Source organism: Streptomyces sp. NPDC096193 (assembly GCF_040302905.1).
Lineage (GTDB): Bacteria > Actinomycetota > Actinomycetes > Streptomycetales > Streptomycetaceae > Streptomyces.
In genome coordinates this window covers 190,340-211,473 of record NZ_JBEOSJ010000001.1, presented here as the reverse complement: position 1 = coordinate 211,473, position 21,134 = coordinate 190,340, and the positions used below count along the sequence as shown (strand labels likewise).

Annotated in this window: 24 protein-coding genes; 17 read left to right on the top strand and 7 right to left on the bottom strand. The window is 70.6% G+C overall.

From position 1 onward, the window contains the following. Positions 1-3 precede the first annotated feature (3 nt). The 9 genes from ABTX78_RS01010 to ABTX78_RS00970 all read left to right on the top strand — a co-directional run bounded on the left by ABTX78_RS01010 (position 4) and on the right by ABTX78_RS00970 (position 4,927). Positions 4-246: a gas vesicle protein GvpG gene (locus ABTX78_RS01010; RefSeq protein ID WP_352204683.1), complete on the top strand. Its 243-nt coding sequence runs from the start codon at positions 4-6 to the stop codon at positions 244-246. Next, a complete protein-coding gene (locus tag ABTX78_RS01005) occupies positions 246-830 on the top strand; it encodes a DNA primase (RefSeq protein ID WP_352204682.1) in 585 nt (194 codons plus the stop codon). The genes ABTX78_RS01010 and ABTX78_RS01005 overlap by 1 nt, the downstream gene beginning before the upstream one ends. Beyond that, complete coding sequence (locus ABTX78_RS01000; RefSeq protein ID WP_352204681.1) at positions 823-1,905, top strand: SRPBCC family protein; 1,083 nt, start codon at positions 823-825, stop codon at positions 1,903-1,905. Before ABTX78_RS01005 ends, ABTX78_RS01000 begins: the two co-directional genes overlap by 8 nt. Next, the gene (locus ABTX78_RS00995) at positions 1,905-2,264 is read left to right on the top strand and encodes a gas vesicle protein (protein WP_352204680.1); all 360 of its coding nucleotides are present in this window, start codon (positions 1,905-1,907) and stop codon (positions 2,262-2,264) included. Before ABTX78_RS01000 ends, ABTX78_RS00995 begins: the two co-directional genes overlap by 1 nt. Further along, positions 2,261-3,022 carry a GvpL/GvpF family gas vesicle protein gene (locus ABTX78_RS00990; protein WP_352204679.1) on the top strand — a complete coding sequence of 254 codons (762 nt, stop codon included), beginning with the start codon at positions 2,261-2,263 and terminating at the stop codon, positions 3,020-3,022. The genes ABTX78_RS00995 and ABTX78_RS00990 overlap by 4 nt, the downstream gene beginning before the upstream one ends. Continuing rightward, positions 3,019-3,222, top strand: a complete 204-nt coding sequence (locus ABTX78_RS00985) for a gas vesicle protein (RefSeq protein WP_313947929.1) — start codon at positions 3,019-3,021, stop codon at positions 3,220-3,222. The genes ABTX78_RS00990 and ABTX78_RS00985 overlap by 4 nt, the downstream gene beginning before the upstream one ends. Next, positions 3,219-3,503, top strand: a complete 285-nt coding sequence (locus tag ABTX78_RS00980) for a gas vesicle protein K (protein ID WP_327685595.1) — start codon at positions 3,219-3,221, stop codon at positions 3,501-3,503. The genes ABTX78_RS00985 and ABTX78_RS00980 overlap by 4 nt, the downstream gene beginning before the upstream one ends. A gap of 96 nt (positions 3,504-3,599) precedes the next feature. Then, the gene (locus tag ABTX78_RS00975) at positions 3,600-4,205 is read left to right on the top strand and encodes a flavodoxin family protein (protein ID WP_352204678.1); all 606 of its coding nucleotides are present in this window, start codon (positions 3,600-3,602) and stop codon (positions 4,203-4,205) included. Between the two features lie 41 nt (positions 4,206-4,246). Then, a complete protein-coding gene (locus tag ABTX78_RS00970; RefSeq protein WP_352204677.1) occupies positions 4,247-4,927 on the top strand; it encodes an HAD family hydrolase in 681 nt (226 codons plus the stop codon). Positions 4,928-5,013: 86 nt separating this feature from the next. Here ABTX78_RS00970 and ABTX78_RS00965 read toward each other — a convergent pair whose 3' ends face one another. Further along, a complete protein-coding gene (locus tag ABTX78_RS00965) occupies positions 5,014-6,051 on the bottom strand; it encodes an NAD-dependent epimerase/dehydratase family protein (RefSeq protein ID WP_352204676.1) in 1,038 nt (345 codons plus the stop codon). A 172-nt stretch (positions 6,052-6,223) separates the two neighbouring features. On the opposite strand from ABTX78_RS00965, the gene ABTX78_RS00960 reads away from it, so the two are divergent. The 5 genes from ABTX78_RS00960 to ABTX78_RS00940 all read left to right on the top strand — a co-directional run bounded on the left by ABTX78_RS00960 (position 6,224) and on the right by ABTX78_RS00940 (position 10,474). Next, positions 6,224-6,463: a CDGSH iron-sulfur domain-containing protein gene (locus ABTX78_RS00960; RefSeq protein ID WP_352204675.1), complete on the top strand. Its 240-nt coding sequence runs from the start codon at positions 6,224-6,226 to the stop codon at positions 6,461-6,463. Positions 6,464-6,487: 24 nt separating this feature from the next. After that, positions 6,488-7,717, top strand: a complete 1,230-nt coding sequence (locus tag ABTX78_RS00955) for an FUSC family protein (protein WP_352204674.1) — start codon at positions 6,488-6,490, stop codon at positions 7,715-7,717. 156 nt (positions 7,718-7,873) lie between these two features. Continuing rightward, a complete protein-coding gene (locus ABTX78_RS00950) occupies positions 7,874-9,409 on the top strand; it encodes an MFS transporter (protein WP_352204673.1) in 1,536 nt (511 codons plus the stop codon). A 214-nt stretch (positions 9,410-9,623) separates the two neighbouring features. Then, entirely contained in the window at positions 9,624-10,019 is a 396-nt protein-coding gene (locus ABTX78_RS00945; protein WP_352204672.1) for an STAS domain-containing protein, read from the top strand. Between the two features lie 77 nt (positions 10,020-10,096). Next, positions 10,097-10,474 carry an ATP-binding protein gene (locus tag ABTX78_RS00940; protein ID WP_352204671.1) on the top strand — a complete coding sequence of 126 codons (378 nt, stop codon included), beginning with the start codon at positions 10,097-10,099 and terminating at the stop codon, positions 10,472-10,474. On the opposite strand, the gene ABTX78_RS00935 is transcribed toward ABTX78_RS00940, so the two are convergent. Beyond that, positions 10,434-11,312 (bottom strand): SigB/SigF/SigG family RNA polymerase sigma factor, encoded by an 879-nt coding sequence (locus ABTX78_RS00935; RefSeq protein WP_352204670.1) that lies wholly within the window; start codon positions 11,310-11,312, stop codon positions 10,434-10,436. The two genes, ABTX78_RS00940 and ABTX78_RS00935, sit on opposite strands and share 41 nt — an antisense overlap. Positions 11,313-11,629: 317 nt before the next feature. Between ABTX78_RS00935 and ABTX78_RS00930 the strand changes: the two genes are divergently transcribed. After that, a complete protein-coding gene (locus ABTX78_RS00930; protein ID WP_352205012.1) occupies positions 11,630-14,593 on the top strand; it encodes a HAMP domain-containing protein in 2,964 nt (987 codons plus the stop codon). 134 nt (positions 14,594-14,727) lie between these two features. Here the strand turns inward: ABTX78_RS00930 and ABTX78_RS00925 are convergent, their stop codons facing one another. The 3 genes from ABTX78_RS00925 to ABTX78_RS00915 all read right to left on the bottom strand — a co-directional run bounded on the left by ABTX78_RS00925 (position 14,728) and on the right by ABTX78_RS00915 (position 18,553). Then, complete coding sequence (locus ABTX78_RS00925) at positions 14,728-17,028, bottom strand: SpoIIE family protein phosphatase (RefSeq protein WP_352204669.1); 2,301 nt, start codon at positions 17,026-17,028, stop codon at positions 14,728-14,730. Between the two features lie 121 nt (positions 17,029-17,149). Next, positions 17,150-17,527 (bottom strand): ANTAR domain-containing protein, encoded by a 378-nt coding sequence (locus ABTX78_RS00920; RefSeq protein ID WP_352204668.1) that lies wholly within the window; start codon positions 17,525-17,527, stop codon positions 17,150-17,152. A 198-nt stretch (positions 17,528-17,725) separates the two neighbouring features. Then, a complete protein-coding gene (locus tag ABTX78_RS00915) occupies positions 17,726-18,553 on the bottom strand; it encodes a VOC family protein (RefSeq protein WP_352204667.1) in 828 nt (275 codons plus the stop codon). 580 nt (positions 18,554-19,133) lie between these two features. Here ABTX78_RS00915 and ABTX78_RS00910 point away from each other — a divergent pair. After that, positions 19,134-19,397: a DUF6158 family protein gene (locus ABTX78_RS00910; RefSeq protein WP_352204666.1), complete on the top strand. Its 264-nt coding sequence runs from the start codon at positions 19,134-19,136 to the stop codon at positions 19,395-19,397. Between the two features lie 140 nt (positions 19,398-19,537). On the opposite strand, the gene ABTX78_RS00905 is transcribed toward ABTX78_RS00910, so the two are convergent. Beyond that, the gene (locus tag ABTX78_RS00905; RefSeq protein ID WP_352204665.1) at positions 19,538-20,083 is read right to left on the bottom strand and encodes a type 1 glutamine amidotransferase domain-containing protein; all 546 of its coding nucleotides are present in this window, start codon (positions 20,081-20,083) and stop codon (positions 19,538-19,540) included. A gap of 37 nt (positions 20,084-20,120) precedes the next feature. Then, the gene (locus tag ABTX78_RS00900) at positions 20,121-20,540 is read right to left on the bottom strand and encodes a CBS domain-containing protein (protein ID WP_352204664.1); all 420 of its coding nucleotides are present in this window, start codon (positions 20,538-20,540) and stop codon (positions 20,121-20,123) included. A 365-nt stretch (positions 20,541-20,905) separates the two neighbouring features. Here ABTX78_RS00900 and ABTX78_RS00895 point away from each other — a divergent pair, with 365 nt between their 5' ends. Continuing rightward, complete coding sequence (locus ABTX78_RS00895) at positions 20,906-21,127, top strand: DUF6458 family protein (protein ID WP_352204663.1); 222 nt, start codon at positions 20,906-20,908, stop codon at positions 21,125-21,127. Positions 21,128-21,134: the final 7 nt, after the last annotated feature.

Here is a 21,134-nt window from a genome sequence, read left to right as displayed (position 1 = left end):
GTCATGGGCCTCATCTCCGAACTGCTGCTTCTGCCCGCCGCCCCGGTGCGCGGCACCTTCTGGGTGCTGCAGCAGGTGGTGGACGAGGCCGAGCGGCAGTACTACGACCCTTCGGCCATCCAGAGCGAACTCGCCCGGCTCTCCGACCAACTGGACGCGGGCGAGATCGACGAAGCCGAATTCGATCGCCGGGAGGACGAGCTCCTCGACCGGCTCGAGAAGATGCAGAACAGAGAGCAGGGATGATGAACAACAGGCTGGTTCTCGGCCTCGCGGTTGGGGCGGGGTACGTGCTCGGGCGTACGAAGAAGGCGAAGCTGGCGTTTGCCGTCGGCACGCTGGTGGCGGGCAAGCGACTCCAGCTGAGCCCCAAGGCCATCGGGGAGTTCGTCACCCAGCAGTTGCAGAACAACCCGCAGTTCAAGGAGTTGGGCGATCAGCTGCGGCAGGACCTCGGCGGCGTGGGCAAGGCCGCGACCGGCGCGCTCGTCAACCGGCAGCTCGAAGGGTTCGCCGACCGGCTGCACGGCCGCACGCTGAACGTCCAGGACCGGATCCAGGGCGTCGTCCCCGGCTCCCGGGACGAGGACGAGGACGAGGGGGACGCAGCGGACGCAGAGGCGCGCGACAGCGCCGATGACGAGGACGGCGGCGACGAGGAAGAGCGCGGCGAGCCGCAGAAGAAGGCGGCCCCGCAGAAGAAGACCGCCGCACGGCGGACGACGGCCAAGAAGACGGCCGCGCCCGCGCGGCGCGCCACGAAGAAGACGGCGTCCAAGACGACCGCCGCGAAGAGGGCCGCCTCGAAGGGAGGCCGGGACCGTGGCTGAGAAGACGTCTCCGCTGAGCGGGGACAACCCCGCCGTCCAGCGGTTGAAGGAGGAGCTGCAGAGCTTCCTGGCGGCGCAGGCGCAGCAGGCGCTCATGTCCGCCGGCCGGAAGCTCGGCCAGAGCACCAACAAGCTCAATGACATCGCCGAAGGCAGAAGTCCCGGCTTCGCCAAGCTCGCGCTGGAAGGCGGCCGCAAGGCGATGGAGGGCAAGGGCCCGGTCCGCAGCGCGGTCGAGCTCGGTGCCTCCCACCTCAAGGACAAGGTCACTGGCGTGTTCAAGAACCTCGGCGGCAAGGGCAAGTCCAAGAGCGGCGGCGGCAACAAGCCGATCGTCATCATCGAGTCCATCGACGTCGGCGTGTCGGTCCGCGACGCGTACGACCAGTGGACCCGCTACCAGGACTTCTCCACCTTCGCCAAGGGCGTCAAGAGCGCGACGGTGGCCGACGACACCTCGTCCGACTGGCAGCTGAAGGTGTTCTGGTCCAGCCGCAGCTGGAAGGCCCGTACGACCGAACAGGTCCCGGACAGCCGCATCCAGTGGACGTCCGAGGGCGCCAAGGGCAGCACCAAGGGCGTCGTGACCTTCCATTCACTCGGCGAGAACCTGACCCGGGTGCTGCTGGTCATGGAGTACTACCCCAAGGGTCTCTTCGAGAAGACCGGCAACATCTGGCGCGCCCAGGGCCGCCGGGCCCGGCTCGACCTCAAGAACTTCGCCCGCCACATATCGATGCGCGGCGAGGCCGAGGACGGCTGGCGCGGTGAGATCCGGGACGGCGAGGTCGTCGTCAGTCACGACGACGCCGTCGCCGAGGAGCAGGAGCAGGAAGAGCAGGACCAGCGCGACGAGGCCGAGGGCGACGAGCCCGAGGAGGAGTACGCGGACGAGGACGTTCCGGAGGAGGAGGAAGAGGAACCGGAAGAGGAGTACGTCTACGAGGACGAGGCCGAGGAGCCCGTGGACGAGGAGGAGCCCGCCGAGGAGGACGAGCTCCCCGAGGAAGAAGAGGAAGATGTCGAGGAGGACGCGGTGCGTGAACCGGCCGGGTCCGGAGGCCGTGGACGCTGATGACCACTGCAAGCAGGCTCCCCGATCCCTACGGCTCCGGCGGAGGCGCGAACCTCGCCGACATCCTCGAGCGCGTGCTCGACAAGGGGATCGTCATCGCCGGTGACATCCGTATCAATCTGCTCGACATCGAGCTGCTCACCATCAAGCTGCGCCTGATCGTCGCCTCCGTCGACAAGGCGAAGGAGATGGGCATCAACTGGTGGGAGGACGATCCCGGACTGTCCACCGGTGCCCGCCGCAACGAACTGGCCGCCGAGAACGAACGGCTCCAGCGCCGTATCGCCGAACTGGAAGAGGCGGTGCAGCCGGCGGTGGACAGTGCGGAGACGAAGAAGGAGCGTAGGGAATCCGCATGAACGAACTGCGCTATGTGTACGCCGTGGCCCGGCCCTTCCAGGCCGCGCTTCCCAAGGATCTCCTGGGGGTGGCCGGGGCCCCGGTGTACGCGCTCGGCCACGGCGACCTCGTCGCCGTGGTGTCGGCGGTGTCGCCCGACGACTTCGACGAGGCTCCCCTCAAGGCACACCTGGAGAACCTCGACTGGCTGAGCGACACCGCCCGGGCACACGAGTCCGTGGTCGCGGCTCTCGCCTCGGTCACCAGCCCGCTGCCGCTCCGCCTCGCGACCGTGTGCCGGGACGACGACGGGGTGCGGCGCCTGCTGGACTCCGGGCACGCCCGGTTCCTGCGCACCCTCGAGCGGCTCGACGGCCGGGTGGAGTGGGGCGTCAAGGTCTACGCCGAAGCGCCCGCGCAGTCGTCGGACGCCGCCGGACCGGCCCCCGCCACCGGCCGCGACTATCTGCGCCGCCGGCTGGAGGAGCGCCGGACGAGCGAGCGGTCCTGGGAGTCGGCGGACGTGGTGTCGCGCCGGCTGCACGAGGAGCTGGCGCGCCACGCGGAGGCGGTACGGCTGCACCGTCCGCAGCAGGCCCAGCTCTCCCAGGCGGCAGGCCACAACGTGCTCAACGCCGCCTATCTCGTACCGCGGGAGGAGAGTGCCGCCTTCGTCGAGACGGTGAACCGTCTCAAGCCGCAGGAGCCGGGGCTGAGCGCGGAGCTCACGGGTCCCTGGGTGCCGTACTCCTTCGCCGGTGACGAGGACGAGCAGTGACCGCCGGTGACGGGTCGCCCCTCGCGCAGCGCCAGGTCGCCCTGGTCGACCTGCTGGACAGGCTGCTGGCCGGCGGTGTCGTGATCAGCGGCGACATCACGCTGCGGATCGCGGACGTCGACCTGGTCCGCATCGATCTCAAGGCCCTCATCAGTTCGGTCACCGAGCAGGTGCGGTCGCCCTGGGAGGGAGCACCATGAGCGAAGAATCGCGGAAACTCGATCTCGACGCCGACACCGTCGAACGCGATCTGGCGAAACTCGTCCTGACCGTGGTGGAACTCCTCCGCCAGCTCATGGAGCGCCAGGCCCTGCGCCGGGTCGACCAGGGAGACCTGAGCGAGGAGCAGGAGGAGCGGATCGGCCTGACGCTGATGCTCCTGGAGGACCGGATGGGCGTGCTGCGGGACGAGTTCGGGCTCAAGCCCAGCGACCTGAACATCGACCTCGGCCCGCTCGGCCCCCTGCTGCCCAGGTCGTGACAGCCGCCCGCCACGGTGGTTCCGAAAGCCCCCGCACCGGTCGCCCCGGAACGGATTCACCCGTCCGGACGCCCGCTCGCGGGGAAGGAAGGCTGCATGAAGGCACTCGTCGTCAACTGCACCCTCAAGCGGTCGCCCGACCCCTCCAACACTCACGCCCTCGCGGAGGTGGTCGGCCACCGACTCATCGAGCTGGGCTGCGACGTCGAGTATGTGCGTGCGGTCGACCTGGACATCAGGCCCGGGGTCGTCTCGGACACGGGGGACGGGGACGAATGGCCTGCGGTGCTCCGGAAGCTGCTCGGCGCGCAGATCCTGATCGTGGCTTCGCCGACCTGGCTCGGCAGGCCCTCGTCCGTGGCGCAGCGCGTCCTGGAACGGATGAGCGCGCTGACGTCCGAGCAGGACCACGAGGGGCGGCCGGTCGCCTACAACCGCGTGGCGGGTGTGGTGGTCACGGGCAACGAGGACGGCGCGCACCATGTCATCAGCGAGATCACGGGCGCGCTCGGCGACATCGGCTACACGATCCCGGGGCAGTCGTGGACGTACTGGCATCTCGGCCCCGGGCCGGGCCCCGACTATCTCGACGACGAACGCGGGCACGAGTGGTCCCACCGGACCGGACGCACGATGGCGGCCAATCTGTACCGGACCGCCTACGCGCTGATCGCCCACCCGCTCGACGTACCCGAGCGGTAGACCTGCCGAGCGGCACCCCTGAGCGGAAGAAGGAGCAGTCCATGGATCGCGCGGCGGTCTTCGATGTCGACGGCACCCTTGCCGACACCAACCACCTCCATGTGACGGCCTGGTGGGAGGCGTTCAGGCAGTCCGGCCACCGGGTGGAGATGTGGGACATCCACCGGGCTCTCGGTCTGCCGAGCCATGACCTGGTCACCCGGTTGCTCGGGGACGACCGGGACACCGACGGGGACGAGACCGTGATCACCGCACACAAGGTGCTCTATGGAACGTTCTTCGACCGCCTCGCGCCGCTGGAGCGGGCGCCCGATCTGCTGCGGGAGCTCGCCGAGTCCGGGTGGAAGGTGGTACTCGCCACCTCGGCGGCTGGGGACGAACTCGCCGCTCTGCGGCGCGCGATCGACGCTGACGACGCCATCACCGCGACGACGAGCGCCGACGATGTCGAGCAGGGCAAGCCCGCCCCCGAACCGATCGAACAGGCCCTGGAACTCGCCGGGGTGTCCGCCGACCGAGCCGTGTTCATCGGCGACTCCGTGTGGGACATGAAGGCGGCCACAGCCGCGAACGTCGTCGGGGTGGGGGTGCTCAGCGGCGGCATCCCACGGGCGGATCTGGAGAAGGCCGGCGCGAGGGCCGTGTACCGGAACGCCGCGGACCTGCTGGAACAGCTGGGCAGCAGCCCGATCGCGGACATCGAGCAACGCCGGAGCGGCTGAGCGGGCCGTCGGCCCGGTCACCCCGCTGCTCCGGGCGCGCTGCCGTGCCAGGCCGATCGCGGCGCTGTGTTGCTCGACCCTGCGCCTCAGGCCGCCTTGTGCCCCTGAAGCGGTGCGGTCGCCTCGCCGGAACCCTTCCGCACCCCGCGCAGGAACTCCTCGATCGCCTCGGTCGCGGACCACTCGGGCCGCCACCCGAGCTCCTCCCGCGCGCGGGTCGTGTTCAGCAGGGGCAGTCGCAGCACCGCGTCGAACAGATGCGGCGAGGCCGGCACGGCGTGCAGTCCCCAGGCCGCAGCAACGGCCGCACGTACCGCCCGGCGGGGCAGCCGTACGATCCGGGCGTCCAGCAGTCCGGCCAGCACCTTCGCGTCGACCGGCGGATCGGCGGCGAGATTGAACGCGCCGCGCACGTCGTTCAGCAGCGCCAGCCGGTAGGCCTCGGCGGCGTCGTCGGTGTGCATCACCTGGAAGCGCAGTCCCTCCAGGTCCGGTACGAACGGCAGCAGGTCCGGCCGGATCAGCGGCCCCGGCAGATGGCGGCCGCCGAAGATGCGGCGCTGTTCGCTCGCCGCTGTCTCCTTGAAGAGGAATCCGGGCCGCATCCTGACGACCCGGATCTGCGGGTGCTGCCGCTCGTAGGTGTCCAGGACCCGCTCGAGGTAGGACTTCTCCCGGCAGTACGCGGCGTCGGGCCAGCCGTGCGTGGGCCAGGACTCGTCGACTCCGGGGGCGGTCTTCGGGCCGGGGGAGTACGCCCCCACCGATGAGGCATGGACCAGGGCGGGCACGCCCGCGGCCACGACGGCGTCGAACACGGCGAGTGAGCCGAGGACGTTGCTCTGCCAGGTGACCACGGGGTCGTGCGTCGGCTGGAAGCGCCAGGCGAGATGGATGACCGCGTCGGCATCGGCGAAATGGCGGCGCAGTGCGTCCGGCGCCGACGTCTCGGACAGGTCGACGGACGCCCAGGTGGTCCCGGGAGCGGTCATGTCGGGGATCCGGCGCGCCAGCCCGAGGACGGAGGCGATCTGTGGGTCGGTGCCGAGGGCCCTCACCACACTCGTGCCGACGTTCCCGGTGGCTCCGGTGACCACCACCCGCAGTCCTGTTTCGGTGCTCATCAGGCACTCCGTACTGTTGGGGCCGTATCGGGGAGGGATGTCCTCCGCGCGCTCCGAGTCCCCCACACGCTGCCGGTGAAACGAGGCCGCCCGGGGGATCGGCCCAGTTGTAGGTTCATCTGAAAACTGCCGCTCCCTGTGACGGCGCGATCTCAACGGGCACCTCAGTCACATGAGGAACGCGAACGAGCCGCCCCCGACGGACCGGCGGGACGACGAGGCGGCCGAGCGGCCGCGCCGTGTGACCGTGACCGAGAACGGCCCGGTGCTCGTCGAAGGTCCGGTCGAGGTCGTCCTCGACGACGGCACCACGGTGACGTCCGACCGGTTCACGGTCGCGGTGTGCACCTGCCGGCGCAGTCGGACCTACCCCTGGTGCGACACCAGCCACCGACGTCGCACCAAGCGGTGAGCGCGCCCGGTCCACGTGCCTGACATGCGCGAATCTGCACGAACGCCGGTCGTCGAACTCTTCCACCGGTACCGCGAGCCTGTCGTCGTCCAGACCGTCCGCTCGACCGCGGCCGCCACCATCGCCTACATCGTCGCCCTCCAGCTGAGCAGCGAACCGGCCCCGCTCACCGCACCCCTGACGGCCCTTCTCGTCGTCCAGGTGACCCTGTACTCCACGCTGACCACCGGCGTCCGACGCGTGAACGCGGTCGTCGCGGGTGTGCTCCTCGCCATCGGCTTCAGCGTGCTCGTCGGCCTCAGCTGGTGGAGCCTCGGGCTGATCATCCTGGCGTCCCTGGTCGTCGGCCGGATGGTCCGGGTGAGTGAATTCGTCCCCGAGGTCGCGATCAGCGCCATGCTCGTCCTCGGGGTGACGCAGGTGGCCGACACCGCCTGGGACCGCATCCTCGAAACGGTCATCGGCGCCGCCGTCGGGCTGCTGTTCAACGTCCTTTTCGTGCCACCGGTGTGGGTGAGCACGGCGGGGGAGTCCATCTCCGATCTGGCCCGGCGGATGCGGCAACTGCTGCTGAGGCTCGGTGAGGAGCTGACCACCCCCACGCCTGTCGCGGACGCCGCGGCGCGGCTCCACGAGGCACGCCGCCTCGACCACGACATCGCCGACGTCGACGCCGCCCTGCGCCAGGCCGAGGACAGCCTGAGGCTCAACCCCCGGGTCAAGGAAGGGCTGCTGCACCGCGTCGTGCTGCGGACCGGACTCGACACCCTGGAGATCTGCGCGGTCGTCCTGCGCGTCCTCGCCAGGACCATGACCGACCTCGCCAAGGCACGGGACGAGGAGGACCTCTTTCCCCCCGAGGTGGGCCGCGAACTGGAGGATCTGCTGGGGCATGCCGCCGACGCCCTCGTCAGCTTCGCCGTTCTCGTCACCACACAGACGAGCGAGGCGGCCGAGGCGGCGGAGACCCGGCTGGCCGGGGACCTGGCGGCGGCCGCCAGCCGTCGCGAACGGGCGGCCCAGCTGCTCCTCGAGGGCGTGCAGCGCCATCCGCGCCACTGGCAGCTCCACGGCGCGCTCCTCACCGAGATCGACCGCATCCTCGACGAACTCGCCCCGGAACACCGCTCCCAGCGCCTCATGGAGGAGCTCGACCGCGCCGCGCGGGAGCAGCGCGAGAAGTACCCGAGAATCGCCGCGGCCCGTGAGTGGGTCAAGGAACGGCGGCGCGAGCGCGTACGGGCGGCCCGCTGACCCGGCCGTCCCCCCTCTGGCCGCGTCGGCCTGGTCGCCCCCAAGAACCGGGCCCACGGGCTGTGTACGGCCCCGTTTACCGGGTTTGGCCTTCGGGTACCCGCATGCGGCGTCATGGGCGGTGAACGGAAGACCGCCCCCGAGGAGGCACTGCCCATGAGCTCTGGCGGAGAAGCGGCCACCGGGACCATCACCACCAAGGTCCCCGCGAGACTGGACCGGCTGCCGTGGTCGCGCTGGCACTGGATGATCGTGATCGGTCTCGGCACCGTGTGGATCCTCGACGGTCTGGAAGTGACCGTCGTCGGCAACATCGCGAGCCGGCTCTCCGAGGACGGCAGCGGACTGGCGATCAGCGACGCCCAGGTCACCGGCATGGCCGCGGCCCTCTATGTGGCGGGCGCCTGTTCGGGCGCCCTGTTCTTCGGCCGGCTCACCGACCGCTACGGCCGCAAGAAGCTGTTCCTGATCACCCTCGCGGTCTACCTCGCGGCCACCGCGCTGACCGCCGTCTCGTTCTCCGTCTGGTGGTTCTTCCTCTTCCGCTTCCTGACCGGCTTCGGCATCGGCGGTGAGTACGCGGCCATCAACTCGGCCATCGACGAGCTGATCCCCAGCAAGTACCGCGGGCGCGTCGACCTGATCATCAACGGGAGTTACTGGCTCGGCGCCATGGGCGGCGCTCTGCTGTCGGTCCTCGCCCTGAACACCGACATCTTCCCCAAGGACCTCGGTTGGCGGCTGACGTTCGCCCTCGGTGTCGTCCTCGGCCTCGTCATCCTGCTCGTACGCCGCCATGTGCCGGAGAGCCCGCGCTGGATGTTCATCCACGGGCAGTCGAAGGAGGCGGAGAAACTCGTCGACCAGGTCGAGCGCGAGATCGAGGAGGAAACCGGACGGCCGCTGCCGGAACCCGCGACCGAGATCACCATCGAACAGCGGCGCAGCATCGGGTTCGTCGAGATCGGCAGAAGCGTCTTCCGCGACTATCCCCGGCGGGCGACCCTCGGCTTCGCGCTCTTCATCGGCCAGGCGTTCCTCTACAACGCGATCACCTTCGGTTTCGGCTCGATCCTGGTGAAGTTCTTCGATGTCTCCAGCAGTACGACCGGCTACTTCTTCGCCGTCATCGCCTTCGGCAACTTCCTCGGCCCGCTGCTGCTGGGCCGGTTGTTCGACACCTGGGGCCGGCGTCCGATGATCGCGGGCACCTACATCCTCTCCGGCGTCCTGCTGTTCGTCACGGCCTGGCTGTTCGGGGCCGGCTGGCTCAACGCGACGACGATGACCCTGTGCTGGTGCGTCGTGCTGTTCTTCGCGTCGGCGGGTGCCAGCTCGGCGTACCTCACGGTGAGCGAGATCTTCCCGATGGAGACCCGGGCCATGTCGATTGCGTTCTTCTACGCCATCGGCACGGCGGCCGGTGGAATCTCCGGCCCGCTGATCTTCGCCGAACTGACGGAGAGCGGAGTCGTCGCCGACGCCGTGCTCGCCTTCTGCATCGGAGCCACGCTGATGGTGCTGGCCGGCCTGGTGGCGGTGTTCTTCGCCGTGGCCGCCGAGCAGAAGTCCCTGGAGGACATCGCCACCCCGCTCTCCGCGGTGAAGGCCAAGGGCGGCGAGCTGCGGGACAAGGGCGGTGAGCTGCGGCCGACGGAGCCCGGTGGGCCGCCGAGCGCGCCGGCCGTGTGACCGGGCGTCAGGAGGTACGTCCGCCGTGCTCTCCCGGGCCGGTACGCGGTCGGCGCGTTTTGAGGCAGGCTTGCCGGGCACTTTGCGTACATCCGGGGAAGCACCGGGAGCGCTGTCCCACCGGCGGCGACGGGTGCGTTCTGCCGGTCTCCACGCGGCGCGCACCCGGTGCGGGTGGGCGGCCGGATTCACGGCAGAAAGGCGGGAGAGCCCCATGGTCTCGGGAGAATCCGGGCAGCCACCGGGGGAGGACGCGACGGACGGACGCTTCGGCGTCGAGGTGCGCCCCGGCGGGACGACCGTGGTCGTGCTGCTCACGGGCGAACTCGATCACGACACCGCGGAGCCCCTGCGTGAGGCCCTTCAGCAGTGTCTGGCGGCCGCTCCCGAGCGTGTCGTGGTCGACTGCGGGGATCTGCAGTTCTGTGACTCGACCGGCCTGAACGTCCTCCTCCGGGCGCGTCTGACGGCGCGCGAAGCAGGAAGCCGCCTGGAGCTCGCCGCGCTTCGGCCTCCGGTGGCACGCATGTTCGACATCACCGGTGCCCATGCGGTGTTCCGGGTGTACGCCGGCCTGGACGAGGCTCTGGCGGACGAGCGGCCGACCTAGCGGAGGATCTGATGGGTGCAAGCCTCCGTGGACAAGGGCAGACACGTCGTCTCGCCCTGTTCGGGACGAGGGGCGTGGTGAGCCGATGTCGCGACTTCACCGCCCAAGCCCTCGACGACTGGGGATGGACGCCGGCGGTGGGGGAGCGCGGAGCGGTCGTCGAGGATGTGCTGCTGCTCGTCTCGGAAATGGCCACCAACGCGTGTCTGCATGCCGGCGGACCCACCGAGCTGGTGCTGCACCACGGCCCCGACGGTCTGCGGATCGAGGTCGCCGACCCCAGCGCGCAGCCGCCGCATCCGCGGCCCAGGGAGGTGTCCCTGCCCGGTGGTCACGGACTGATCGTGCTGGAGCGTCTGTCGCAGAGCTGGGGCTGGGCCGCGACGGACGGCGGAAAGATCGTCTGGGTCCAGGTCACGTCGCCGGACCGGGAGGCGGGAACGCGGGCTCGGTAGGGCCTTCGGCGGGAGGCTCGTCGCTCAGCAGTCCGTCGCGCAGCGTGCCGAGGATGCGGGCCAGCAGACGCGATACATGCATCTGCGAGAGGCCGAGACGGTCGCCGATCTCCGACTGCGTCAGCTCGTCGCCGAAGCGCAGGGACAGTACGAGCCGGTCCCGCTCGTCCAGCGCGGCGATGAGCGGCTTCAGGGATTCCAGGCAGTCCACGATGTCGTAGGACCTGTCCTCGCAGCCGAGGTTGCGGGTGAGGGCTCCTACCGTGCCGTCGTCCTCGTTCGCCGGGACGTCCAGGGAACGCGCGACATAGCCGTTCGACGCCCGCTCGCCCTCGACGATCTCCTCCTCGGTGATGGCGAGCCGTTCGGCGAGCTCGGCGGTCGTCGGCCGGCGTCCCAGGTCCTGTTCCATCACGTCGACGGCCTTGGCCAGGTCGATCCGCAGCTCCTGGAGCCTGCGCGGCACCCTGACGGCCCAGCTGGTGTCACGGAAGAAGCGCTTCATCTCGCCCACGATGGTCGGCAGGGCGAAGCAGGCGAATTCCACGCCGCGCTCGGTGTCGAACCGGTTGATCGCCTTGATCAGCCCGATCGTGCCCACCTGGATGATGTCCTCCATGGGCTCCGCCCGGTTGCGGAACCGGGTCGCGGCGAACTTCACCAGGCTGAGATTGAGCTCGACGAGGGTGTTCCGGGCGTAGGCGTACTCCGCTGTTCCTTCGTCCAGCGTCGCCATGCGCTCGAACAGTGCCGCCGAGAGTTCCTTGGCGTCCGCCGTGCTGACGGAACCGGGGTCGGGGAGTTCCACGGTCGCCGGAACGGCGAGGGTGCTGGACATGGGGCTCCTTCGACGGGGCGGAGGCCGGCGCTGTCGGATACAACGGGACCGTCGTCTGAGCTTCCTGCTGAGAAAGTCCCATTTTAGTCGCTTCGCGATGTTTCGGCCGGGATGTGTGGCTGCCCGGACGCCCCACGGGACGGCACGGGCCGGGCCGCCGCCCGGAGGGGAACATCTGTACGCAGTTCCGGGTGTCGCGGGAATGGCGGCGTGCCACAGTGGAGTCGAAAACCGCCGTTCACCACGGTCAACCCCATGGCAGTCCTCTCACGGCGCGGCCGGTGCGGCGCCGTGCACCATGACAGGCGAGGTCGATGATGGATGTGCCGGACCGGACGCCCGATCCGCGCCGGACGCCCCCCGCTGCCCAGCTCAGCGAGGAGGGGCTGCGCAAGCTGCTCGCGGGGCTCACGGCCGTACGCGACGGCGATCTGTCCGCCCGGCTGCCCGACGACGCCGAGGGTCTCCTGGGCGAGATCGCGATCGTCTACAACGGCATGGTGGAGCAACTGTCACTGGTCACCTCCGAGGTCACCCGCGTCGCCAACGAGGTCGGGGGCCAGGGCCTGCTCGGCGGCCACGCGCGCGAGCCCCGGGTCAGCGGCGTCTGGCGGGAGCTGACCACCGGCGTCAACACCATGGCGGACAACCTCACCTCCCAGGTCCGCAACATCTCGCAGGTCGCCACCGCGGTCGCGCGCGGCGACCTCACCCAGAAGATCAGGGTCGACGCCCGCGGGGAGATCCTGGAGCTCAAGGAGACCATCAACACGATGGTGGACCGGCTGTCCTCGTTCGCCGAGGAGGTCACCCGGGTCGCCAGAGAAGTGGGGACAGAGGGAAACCTGGGCGGTCAGGCGACCGTCCGCGGTGTGTCCGGGACCTGGAAGGACCTCACCGACAACGTCAACTCCATGGCGAACAACCTGACCAACCAGGTCCGTAACATCGCCCAGGTGACGACGGCGGTCGCGCGCGGTGACCTGAGCCGCAAGATCGACGTCGACGCGCGCGGGGAGATCCTGGAGCTCAAGACCACCATCAACACCATGGTCGAGCAGTTGTCCTCGTTCGCCGCCGAGGTCACCCGAGTGGCCCGCGAGGTCGGCCGGGAGGGCCGTCTCGGCGGCCAGGCCGAGGTCGAGGGCGTCTCCGGCACCTGGAAACGCCTCACCGAGAACGTGAACGAGCTGGCCCAGAACCTCACCCGGCAGGTCCGCGCCATCGCCGAGGTGACCAGCGCGGTCGCCGAGGGCGACTTGACGCGGTCCATCACCGTCGTGGCGCCCGGCGAGGTCGGAGACCTCAAGGACAACATCAACGCCATGGTCGAGTCGTTGCGGCAGACCATCCGGGCCAACGAGGAACAGGACTGGCTGAAGACGAACCTGGCCCGCGTGTCCGGCCTGATGCAGGGCACCCGCAGCCTGCCGGCCATCGCCGAACTCATCATGGACGACGTACCGCCGCTGGTCTCGGCGCAGTACGGCGGGTTCTTCCTCACCCACGAGAGCGACCGCGGTCCGGAACTCGTCATGACCGCCGCCTACGGCTCGCCCGACGACCCCTCGGCCGGCCCGCGCCGCTTCCTGTTCGGGCAGTCGCTCGTCGGACAGGCCGCCCGCAGCCGGCGCACCATCGCCGTCGACGACCTTCCGCCCGGATACGCCACCATCGCCTCCGGCTCCGGCAGCATGGAGCCGAGCAGCCTCCTCGTCCTCCCCATCGTGGTCGAGGACCAGGTGCTGGGGGTCATCGAACTGGCCGCCCTGCGCCCTTTCACCCGCATCCACCGCGACTTCCTCGACCAGTTCATCGAGACCGTCGGGGTCAACGTCAGCTCGCTGATCGCCAATCTGCGCACCGACGAGCTGCTGGAGCAGTCCCAGCGCCTCACCGCCGAACTGAGCACCCGCTCGGCGGAGTTGCAGTCACGACAGGAGGAACTCCAGCGCTCCAACGCGGCGTTCCGCGAGAAGGCGGCACTGCTCGCCGACCGCAACCGTGACATCGAGCGCAAGAACCTGGAGATCGAGCAGGCCCGGCAGGAACTGGAGGACCGCGCGCAGCAGCTCTCGCGGACCTCGATGTACAAGTCCGAGTTCCTCGCCAACATGAGCCACGAGCTGCGGACACCGCTCAACAGCCTGCTGATACTCGCCCAGTTGCTCGCCCAGAACCTGGAGGGCAATCTCACGGAGAAGCAGGTCGACTATGCCGAGGTCATCCACTCGGCCGGCTCCGACCTGCTCCAGCTGATCAACGACATCCTGGATCTCTCCAAGGTCGAAGCGGGAAAGATGGACGTCCACCCGGAGGCGTTCGAGCCGGCGCAGCTCCTCGACTACGTGGAGGCGACCTTCCGGCCGGTAGCCGGCGAACGTGAGCTGGAGTTCCGGGTCACGGCTGCCGCGGACATACCCGCCCAGCTGACCACCGACGAGTCCCGGCTCCGTCAGGTACTGCGCAATCTGCTGTCCAACGCGCTGAAGTTCACCGAGCGCGGCCGGGTCGAACTGCGCATCGAGAACGCCGACGCGGACGAACTTCCGCTCGCCCTGCGCGACAGCGGGGCGACCCTGGCCTTCCGGGTCACCGACACGGGCATCGGTATCCCCGCGGACCGGCTGCAGACCGTCTTCGGGGCCTTCCAGCAGGGGGACGGCACCACATCACGGCGATACGGCGGCACCGGCCTCGGGCTCTCCATCAGCCGCGAGGTCGCCCAGCTCCTCGGCGGCACCATCACCGCCGAGAGCACCCTGGGCGAGGGCAGCCGCTTCACGCTCTATCTGCCGGTCCACGCCCTGGCCGCACCCCGGGTGCCCGCCACGGCGGAACGGGCGGAAGCGCAGACCCGGACCCTCCCGCGGACGGATGGCCGGGTTCCGGGCGCCACCGTGCTGGTGGTCGACGACGACACCCGCAATGTCTTCGCCCTCGCCGAAGTCCTGGAGCACGAAGGGATGCTGGTGCTCCAGGCGGCCGGCGGCCAGGAGGGGATCGAGATACTGAAAGCCCACGAGCACGTCGATCTCATCGTGATGGACGTGATGATGGCCGGCATGGACGGCATCGCCACGATGGGCGCCATCCGGCGAATCCCCCGGTTCGCCGAGGTGCCGATCATCGCGGTCACCGCCAAGGTCATGCCCGGTGACCGGGCCGAGGTGCTGGCCGCGGGAGCCAACGACTACGTGGCCAAGCCGGTGGACACGGACTATCTGATGACGAAGATCCGCAGCTTGCTGGCCCGGGACGGCCGCGGCTCCCGGGAGTGAGCACCCGCGGACGGGACCGCAGGCAGCCCGGCTCCTGCGGACGGGACCGCCGGAAGCCCAGCGCCTGCGGACGGGGCGCCTGTAGCCCGGCGCCTGTAAGCGGCCCTCGGACGTTCAGCGCACCCGTACCGCGATCAGAGCACCCGTACCGCGATCAGACTCGTGTCGTCGTCGGTGTCGCCCGTCGCGGCGCCCAGCAGCCGGTCCACCTGGTCGTCGATCTCCCGCCCGGCCAGTTCCTCCGCCGTCAGCAGCAGCGACTGGAGGCCTTCGTCGAGGGCGTCGCGGCGGCGCTCGATGAGACCGTCGGTGAACAGCAGCAGTGTGTCGCCCGGCTTCAGTTGGGTCGTGATCTCCTCGTACCGGGCGTCCGGAGTGGCCCCCAGAAGGATGTTCTTCGGCGGGACCAGCAACTGCGCGTGCCCCTCGCGGAGCAGCAGCAACGGCAGATGGCCGGCGCTCGCCCAGCGCAGGGTGCGATCCGCCGGGTCGTAGAGCGCGCACACGGCGGTCGCGGTCGGGCGTCCCTGGGTGTGGATCGTGACCTCGTTCAGCCAGGACATCAGACGTCCGGGCGTGTGGCCGGTGAAGGCCAGACCGCGGAGCGCGTTGCGCAGGGCGACCATGCCGGTGGCGGAGTCGATGCCGTGCCCGGCGATGTCCCCGACGGCGACGAGGACTTTCCCGTCCGGCAGAGGCAGCACGTCGTACCAGTCGCCCCCGACGCGGTACTCCTGAATCGCGGGCCGGTAGCGGGCGGTGGCCTGGAGTCCGGGCAGTACCTCCAGGGCGGGCATCTCCGGAACGATCGCCTGCTGGAGCTGGAGCGCGAGGCGATGACGCAGGGCCGCCTGCGCCTGGACGGCGGTCAGTTGGTCGAAGGTCGCCGACAGGGCCACCTCGGTGTGGAACTCGGCGGAGACGTCCTGGTAGATGCCGGAGATCCCGATGAGAGCCCTCTGGTCCAGCAGCGGTTCGGCGGTGATGCGCACATGCCGCTGCCGGCCGTCGTCCCGCACCACACGGATCACCGTGGCGGCGCCCCTGCGCCGCCGGCTGAGGGTTCGCAGCAGCTCGGTCAGGTCCTCGTCGTCCTCCGGATGGACCCACTGGTACAGCTCCGTGAGCGGGACCGGGGGCGCGTCCCTGGGGACCCCGAAGATGCCGTACGCCTGCTCGCCCCATGTGGACGTGCCGGTCAGCAGGTTGTCCTCGAACGGTGCGACGCCCTGGAGTCTGGCGACGGCACGGGTGGCAGCCGTGCCCCGGTCGGTGCTGCTGTGCCACAGGACGACGGTCCGTTCCGCCCCGGCGGGCAGCACCCGCACATCGAGCAGCGGAACCGCCCCGTCGGCGTGATCGACCGCGGGCAGCCTGGAGGCCCGCTGGAGCGACGAGGTGGAGTGCGCCAGCTCGGCCAGCTCCGCGATCGGCGCGTGGAGCAGGGGAAGCGTCCTGCTCAGCAGCTGACCGGTGGTGTGTCCCGCGACGCCGAGGGCTTCCACAGCCGCCTGGTTGAGGTGCTCGACCGCGAGAGCCCCCGTCTCCGGATCGCGTACGAGCGTGAGCGCGGGGTGGGCCATCGCGTCGAGCATTTCGTCCAGCGCCGGCAGCTGGGCGGGCTCCCACACCGGAGCCGTCAGGACCCGCGCGGCCACGTCCATCAGATCGGTCAGCGCGCGGCGCACCGGCCCGTCGAGTTCGGCGCGGTCGGGCCAGACCGCAAGGGCCACCCCGACGGTCGTACCCCTCAGCCGCAGGGGCAGCACCGCACGCGCCGCCTGCGGCGCCGGGCCCGGCAGCACCTCGTCGGGCGGCGGACCCGCCGAGAGCCAGACCGGCGAGCCCTCCAGCAGAGCCGGCCGGAACGACGCGGGAAGCGACGGCGGGATCCACCGCCACTGCGACGCCTCGGTGGCCCCGACGCCGGCGTGCCCGGCGAGCTGGAGGCATCCCGAGCCGGTCCGCCGCCACAGCCACAGGCTCTGCACCCCCAGAGGCCTGAGCGCGCCGTCCAGGAGGGAGGCGGCGGCCTCCTCGACGGTGTGCTGGGCCTCCGCGTCCGTCATCGCACGACGCATCCGGCGCGCCTCGTCGCCGTGCGGTCCCCTGTCGGCGTACGCGTCGGGCGACGGGACCGCCGTGGCCGGCGGGGCAGTGACCGCGACCGTACCCGCGACGCCGTTCACCACGTCGGCGGCGAAGTCCTCCGTGCTCAGGCCGGTTTCGGCGGCCAGCCGGGCCAGCTGCTCGGCGGCCTCGGAGGGGGAGGTGGCCAGCCGGGTCACCAGTACTCCGGTCGCCAGGTCCAGCAGATGCCGTCGCACGAGTTCGGCCCGCAGATCCGCGTTCCGCGCGGACAGCTCGGCCACGGCCGCGGACAGATCTTCCCGCTCCCGGCCTGCGCCGGAAGGACCCTGTGCGGACGTGCTCACGGACTCTCCCATCCCGGCAGAGAGGCGCGACACCGTGTGAGCGCACCCGCTGCGGATTCTACGGGGACGGGCCCGGAGCGGCACTGCCTGCGAGGGCCCTCACGAGCCCGGCCGCTGCGCCCTACCCGGTGCGCCCGGGCAGGGCCGCGATCGCGGCGCGCAGTGCGGTGCGTACGGCCGGGGGAGGCGGCGGTCCGTTGACGCTGTCCACGATGTGCCGGGCCACCTCGCGCAGCTTGACGTTGCTGTGCTGGGAGACGTCCACCAGCAGCTGCCAGGCCTGCTCCGGTGTGCAGGCCGCGGTGGCCATGACGATTCCTCGCGCCATGTCGATGACCGGGTGCGAGGCGAGCGCCTGCCGCAGTCCGTCGACCTCTTTGCGCAGCTCCGCGGACTCGGCCTCCGCGCTCACGGCCCGGTACTGCTCCTCGTCCGAGGCAGCCCATGACGCGCCGGCGGTGTTCTCGGTGCCCGCCTGCTCGTCACTCATCCCCGACATGCCCGCATCCCTTCCGGCCAGGTCGAGCCGTCCCGCACGGTGGACGGCATCCTCATTCCGCTCATTCCCACGGCCGGGGAGGACACGCCCACCTCCGGGTCCGTCCACCCCGACGTGTTTCGGTCCGCCGGACCGCGGTACCCCCTCAGCACGTTCCCTTCGCGCGAGGAAGCGCAGGCGCCGGGCAGGTTGGGCCCATCAGCTCCCGGCGCCGCTTCCCGTCTCGGTGCGGCTGGTGAGGGTGAACAGGGCGCCGTCGGGATCCCGGATCGCGGCGTCCCTGCCCTCGCGGGTCAGCCGCTCCGCCATCACCGTGCCGCCGTGGTCGCGGACCGCGCGTGTCGTGGCGTCGAGGTCGGCGACGGGGAAGTGCACGTCCCAGCGGGGCCTGACGAGCGGGTCGGGTGCCGCCTCCACCGCGCCGGAGTTCAGCCGCGCCAGCACATGACCGTTGTTGAGGAGAACCACCTCGTCGTTCTCGTAGCTGACCTCGCAGCCGCCCGGGCTGTCCCCGGCCCAGTCCAGGACCTCGCCGTAGAAGATCGCGGCGTCGAAGGCGTTGCGGGTGCGCAGCAGGAGCCAGGCGGGAGCGTCCTTGTGGCCGGACTGCCAGTCGGGCAGGAGCGCTCCCTCCCAGATGCCGAAGACGGCACCCTCACGGTCGGCGGCGAGGGCTCCGCGACCGAGGGAGAAGGCGAGCGGGCCGACGGCGACCGTGCCGCTGCGCTCGCGGATGCGTGAGGCCGCCACGTCCGCGTCGGCGACGGCGAAGTACGGCGTCCAGGCGACGGCGACCTGGAGGCGGGGCGCCAGCGCCCCGATGCCGGCGACCGGCGTTCCGTCGGAGAAGGCGACGCTGAACTCGTCGCCGAGGGCCGCCCGGCGGAATTTCCAGCCGAGGACGGCGCCGTAGAACTCCTGGGAGGCGCGCAGGTCGCGGGCCATGAGGCTGACCCAGCAGGGTGTGCCGACCATGTCCGCGCTCGACGCTGTGCCGGCGGCGTGGGCAAATCTCTTCTTGTCCATCACAACACTCGTGTCCTGAGGTTACGCGGCGTCCTCGACGTGCCCCGAAACGTGCGGCCGCGGGCCAGGGGGCGGGTGCAGCCGGGATCCGGCTCCTCCTCATAGTCCCCTCAGGTCCGCCTCCCCGCGAGTCGCGCACCGGGGCACCGGGACCCGGGCCGGGCGCCGGGCAGCGGAGCGCTCAGGCGCGTTCCTCGTCCTGGTACGGCCCGCGCGGCAGGGCGCCGAGCCCGCCGAGCGGGCACGTGGGGCAGTCGCCCGGCGGCCCGCGGGAGACCTCCGCGTTCGCACGGTCTCCGGGGCCATGAGCGCCTCGTAGGCGGCCCTGCCGGTGTTCGTCCGTGCCCTGTGCGCTCAGCCCGCGGCAGGCCGCGGGCTGAGCGCACAGGGCGGCCGGTGTCCGCCTCGTCGGCCCGGTCCATGCCCTGACGGACACCGGCGCAGGTCCGGGGCGCTCAGGGAGCGTGAGAGATCCGAGTTGCACGGGCCGTCCACACGTGGGCCGGATAGTGGGTCGGGGTGGGTACCTGTCTGCACAGGACCGACACGGCAACCGCCGAACGGAAGGAGCACGGCTGTCATGACGCAGGCCGAGAACGAGCCCAGGGGCATCGACGCCGGCAGCCTCGGCGAGCAGGAGCTCATCCGGGAGCTGGAGACCATCCACCGCAGCCGGCACGACACACTGCTGCACGGCTCGCCCGCCGCACTCACCGCACACACCACCCGGATGGCGCAGCTGGAGGAGGAGTATCTGCGCCGCCACCCCGAGCGCTCGGTGTCACCGGGTAGGACGCGGGCGGGTGCGCGGGAACGGTCGGAGGCCGGGCCGGACGCGGGGTGAGCGGTGGGCGGTCGGCCGCGGCCACGGCAGGGACGGGCCGGCCGCGCTTCCCGCTGAACGGGAGCACGGCCGGCCGGTAGCGCCCTGCCCGGCGGCCGGCCGTTAATGTCCTGCCCGGCGGCCGCCGTACGGGCGGTTCGTCAGCCGGCCGAGACCTTGGCGAACTCCTCGGTGAACGCGGCGTTGAACGCCTTCAGGTCGTCCGGCTTACGGCTCGTGATCAGGGTGTTCGGGCCGGACGTGCAGACCTGCACCTGCTCGTCCACCCAGGTGGCGCCGGCGTTGCGCAGGTCCGTCCGCAGGCTGGGCCAGGAGGTCACCGTCCGGCCGCCGACCACGTCCGCCTCGATCAGGGTCCAGGGGGCGTGGCAGATGGCCGCGACGGGCTTGCCCGCGTCGAAGAACGCGCGGACGAAGGCGACCGCCCGCTCGTCCATACGCAGGGCATCCGGATTCGCGACTCCGCCCGGCAGCACGAGAGCGCCGAACTCGTCGACGGATGCCTCGCCCACGACCTGGTCCACGGGGAACGTGTCCGCCTTGTCGAGATGGTTGAAGGCCTGGACACGGCCGGACTGGGTGGAGACAAGGCTCGGAGTGTCGCCCGCGGCCTTGACGGCCTGCCACGGCTCCGTGAGTTCGACCTGCTCGATGCCTTCGGGCGCCACGAGAAATGCGATCTTCATGAGTGTCGCTCCTTCGATGGGACGGCCGGGGAGCCGGTCAGGGCTTCCCCTCGGCCATGCTGATGTCCGCGAGTGCTGACTCCGGGTCCTGTGCCACGGCGAGGTCCCCGACGCTCACCATCCCCAGCGGACGGCCGTCCTCGACCACGGGCAGCCGACGCACCGCGTGCGTCCGCATGAGCCGTACGGCGGTCGAGACCTCCGCGTCGGGGTCGATACACACCGGATCCGCCGTGCACACGGACTCCGCGCTGACGGTCACCGGGTCGATCCCGTCCGCGACGGCGCGCACGGTGATGTCGCGGTCGGTGACGACGCCGACGATCCGGTCGCCGTCGGCCACCAGGGCATCGCCCACGTTCAGGGTGCGCATCAGACGCGCCGCTTCGACGAGGGAGGCGTCCGGGCGGACAGCGGCCACACCGGCCGTCATGACTTCCCGCACGAGTTGTGCCATGGCTCCTCGCTTTCTCCGCGGGTCCTGCCGTGGGCCGGCAGGGGACCGGACAGCGTCCGTCGCGCCCCGCAGTACCCGCCGTAGGCCGTTGTATGCGGGGAGGGGGCGCGGGATCGGGGATCGACGCGAGCGCGGATCGAGGGGTTTGAGGACGATCGGCGCGGAGACCCGCTGGACGGGCCGAGCGGCCATGGGAAAAGGGATGAGGGGTGCTTCGGGTGCGGACGGCGGTCCGCACCCGAAGTCGTCCCGCGGCCGATTCCCGGCCGCCGGCCCACGCCGTTCCGCAAGCCTTCCGCAAGTATGACGGGCCCTTCCGGGGGTACTCGCGGAAGACCAACCGTCCGTACAGGAAGGTGAGTCAGATGGGCCTGGGTGGGTGCATCATCCTCATCGCCGTCGGTGCGATTCTCACATTCGCCACCGACTGGGAGATGAAAGGCGCCAACCTCGATGTGATCGGCCTGATTCTGATGGCCGTCGGGATCATCGGGGTCGTCACGTTCAGCAGCATCGCCAAGCGCCGGCGCGTCGTCGTACCGCCGACCACGCCCGTGGTGACCGAGGAGCGCCGCCCGTACGAGTGACGGAACA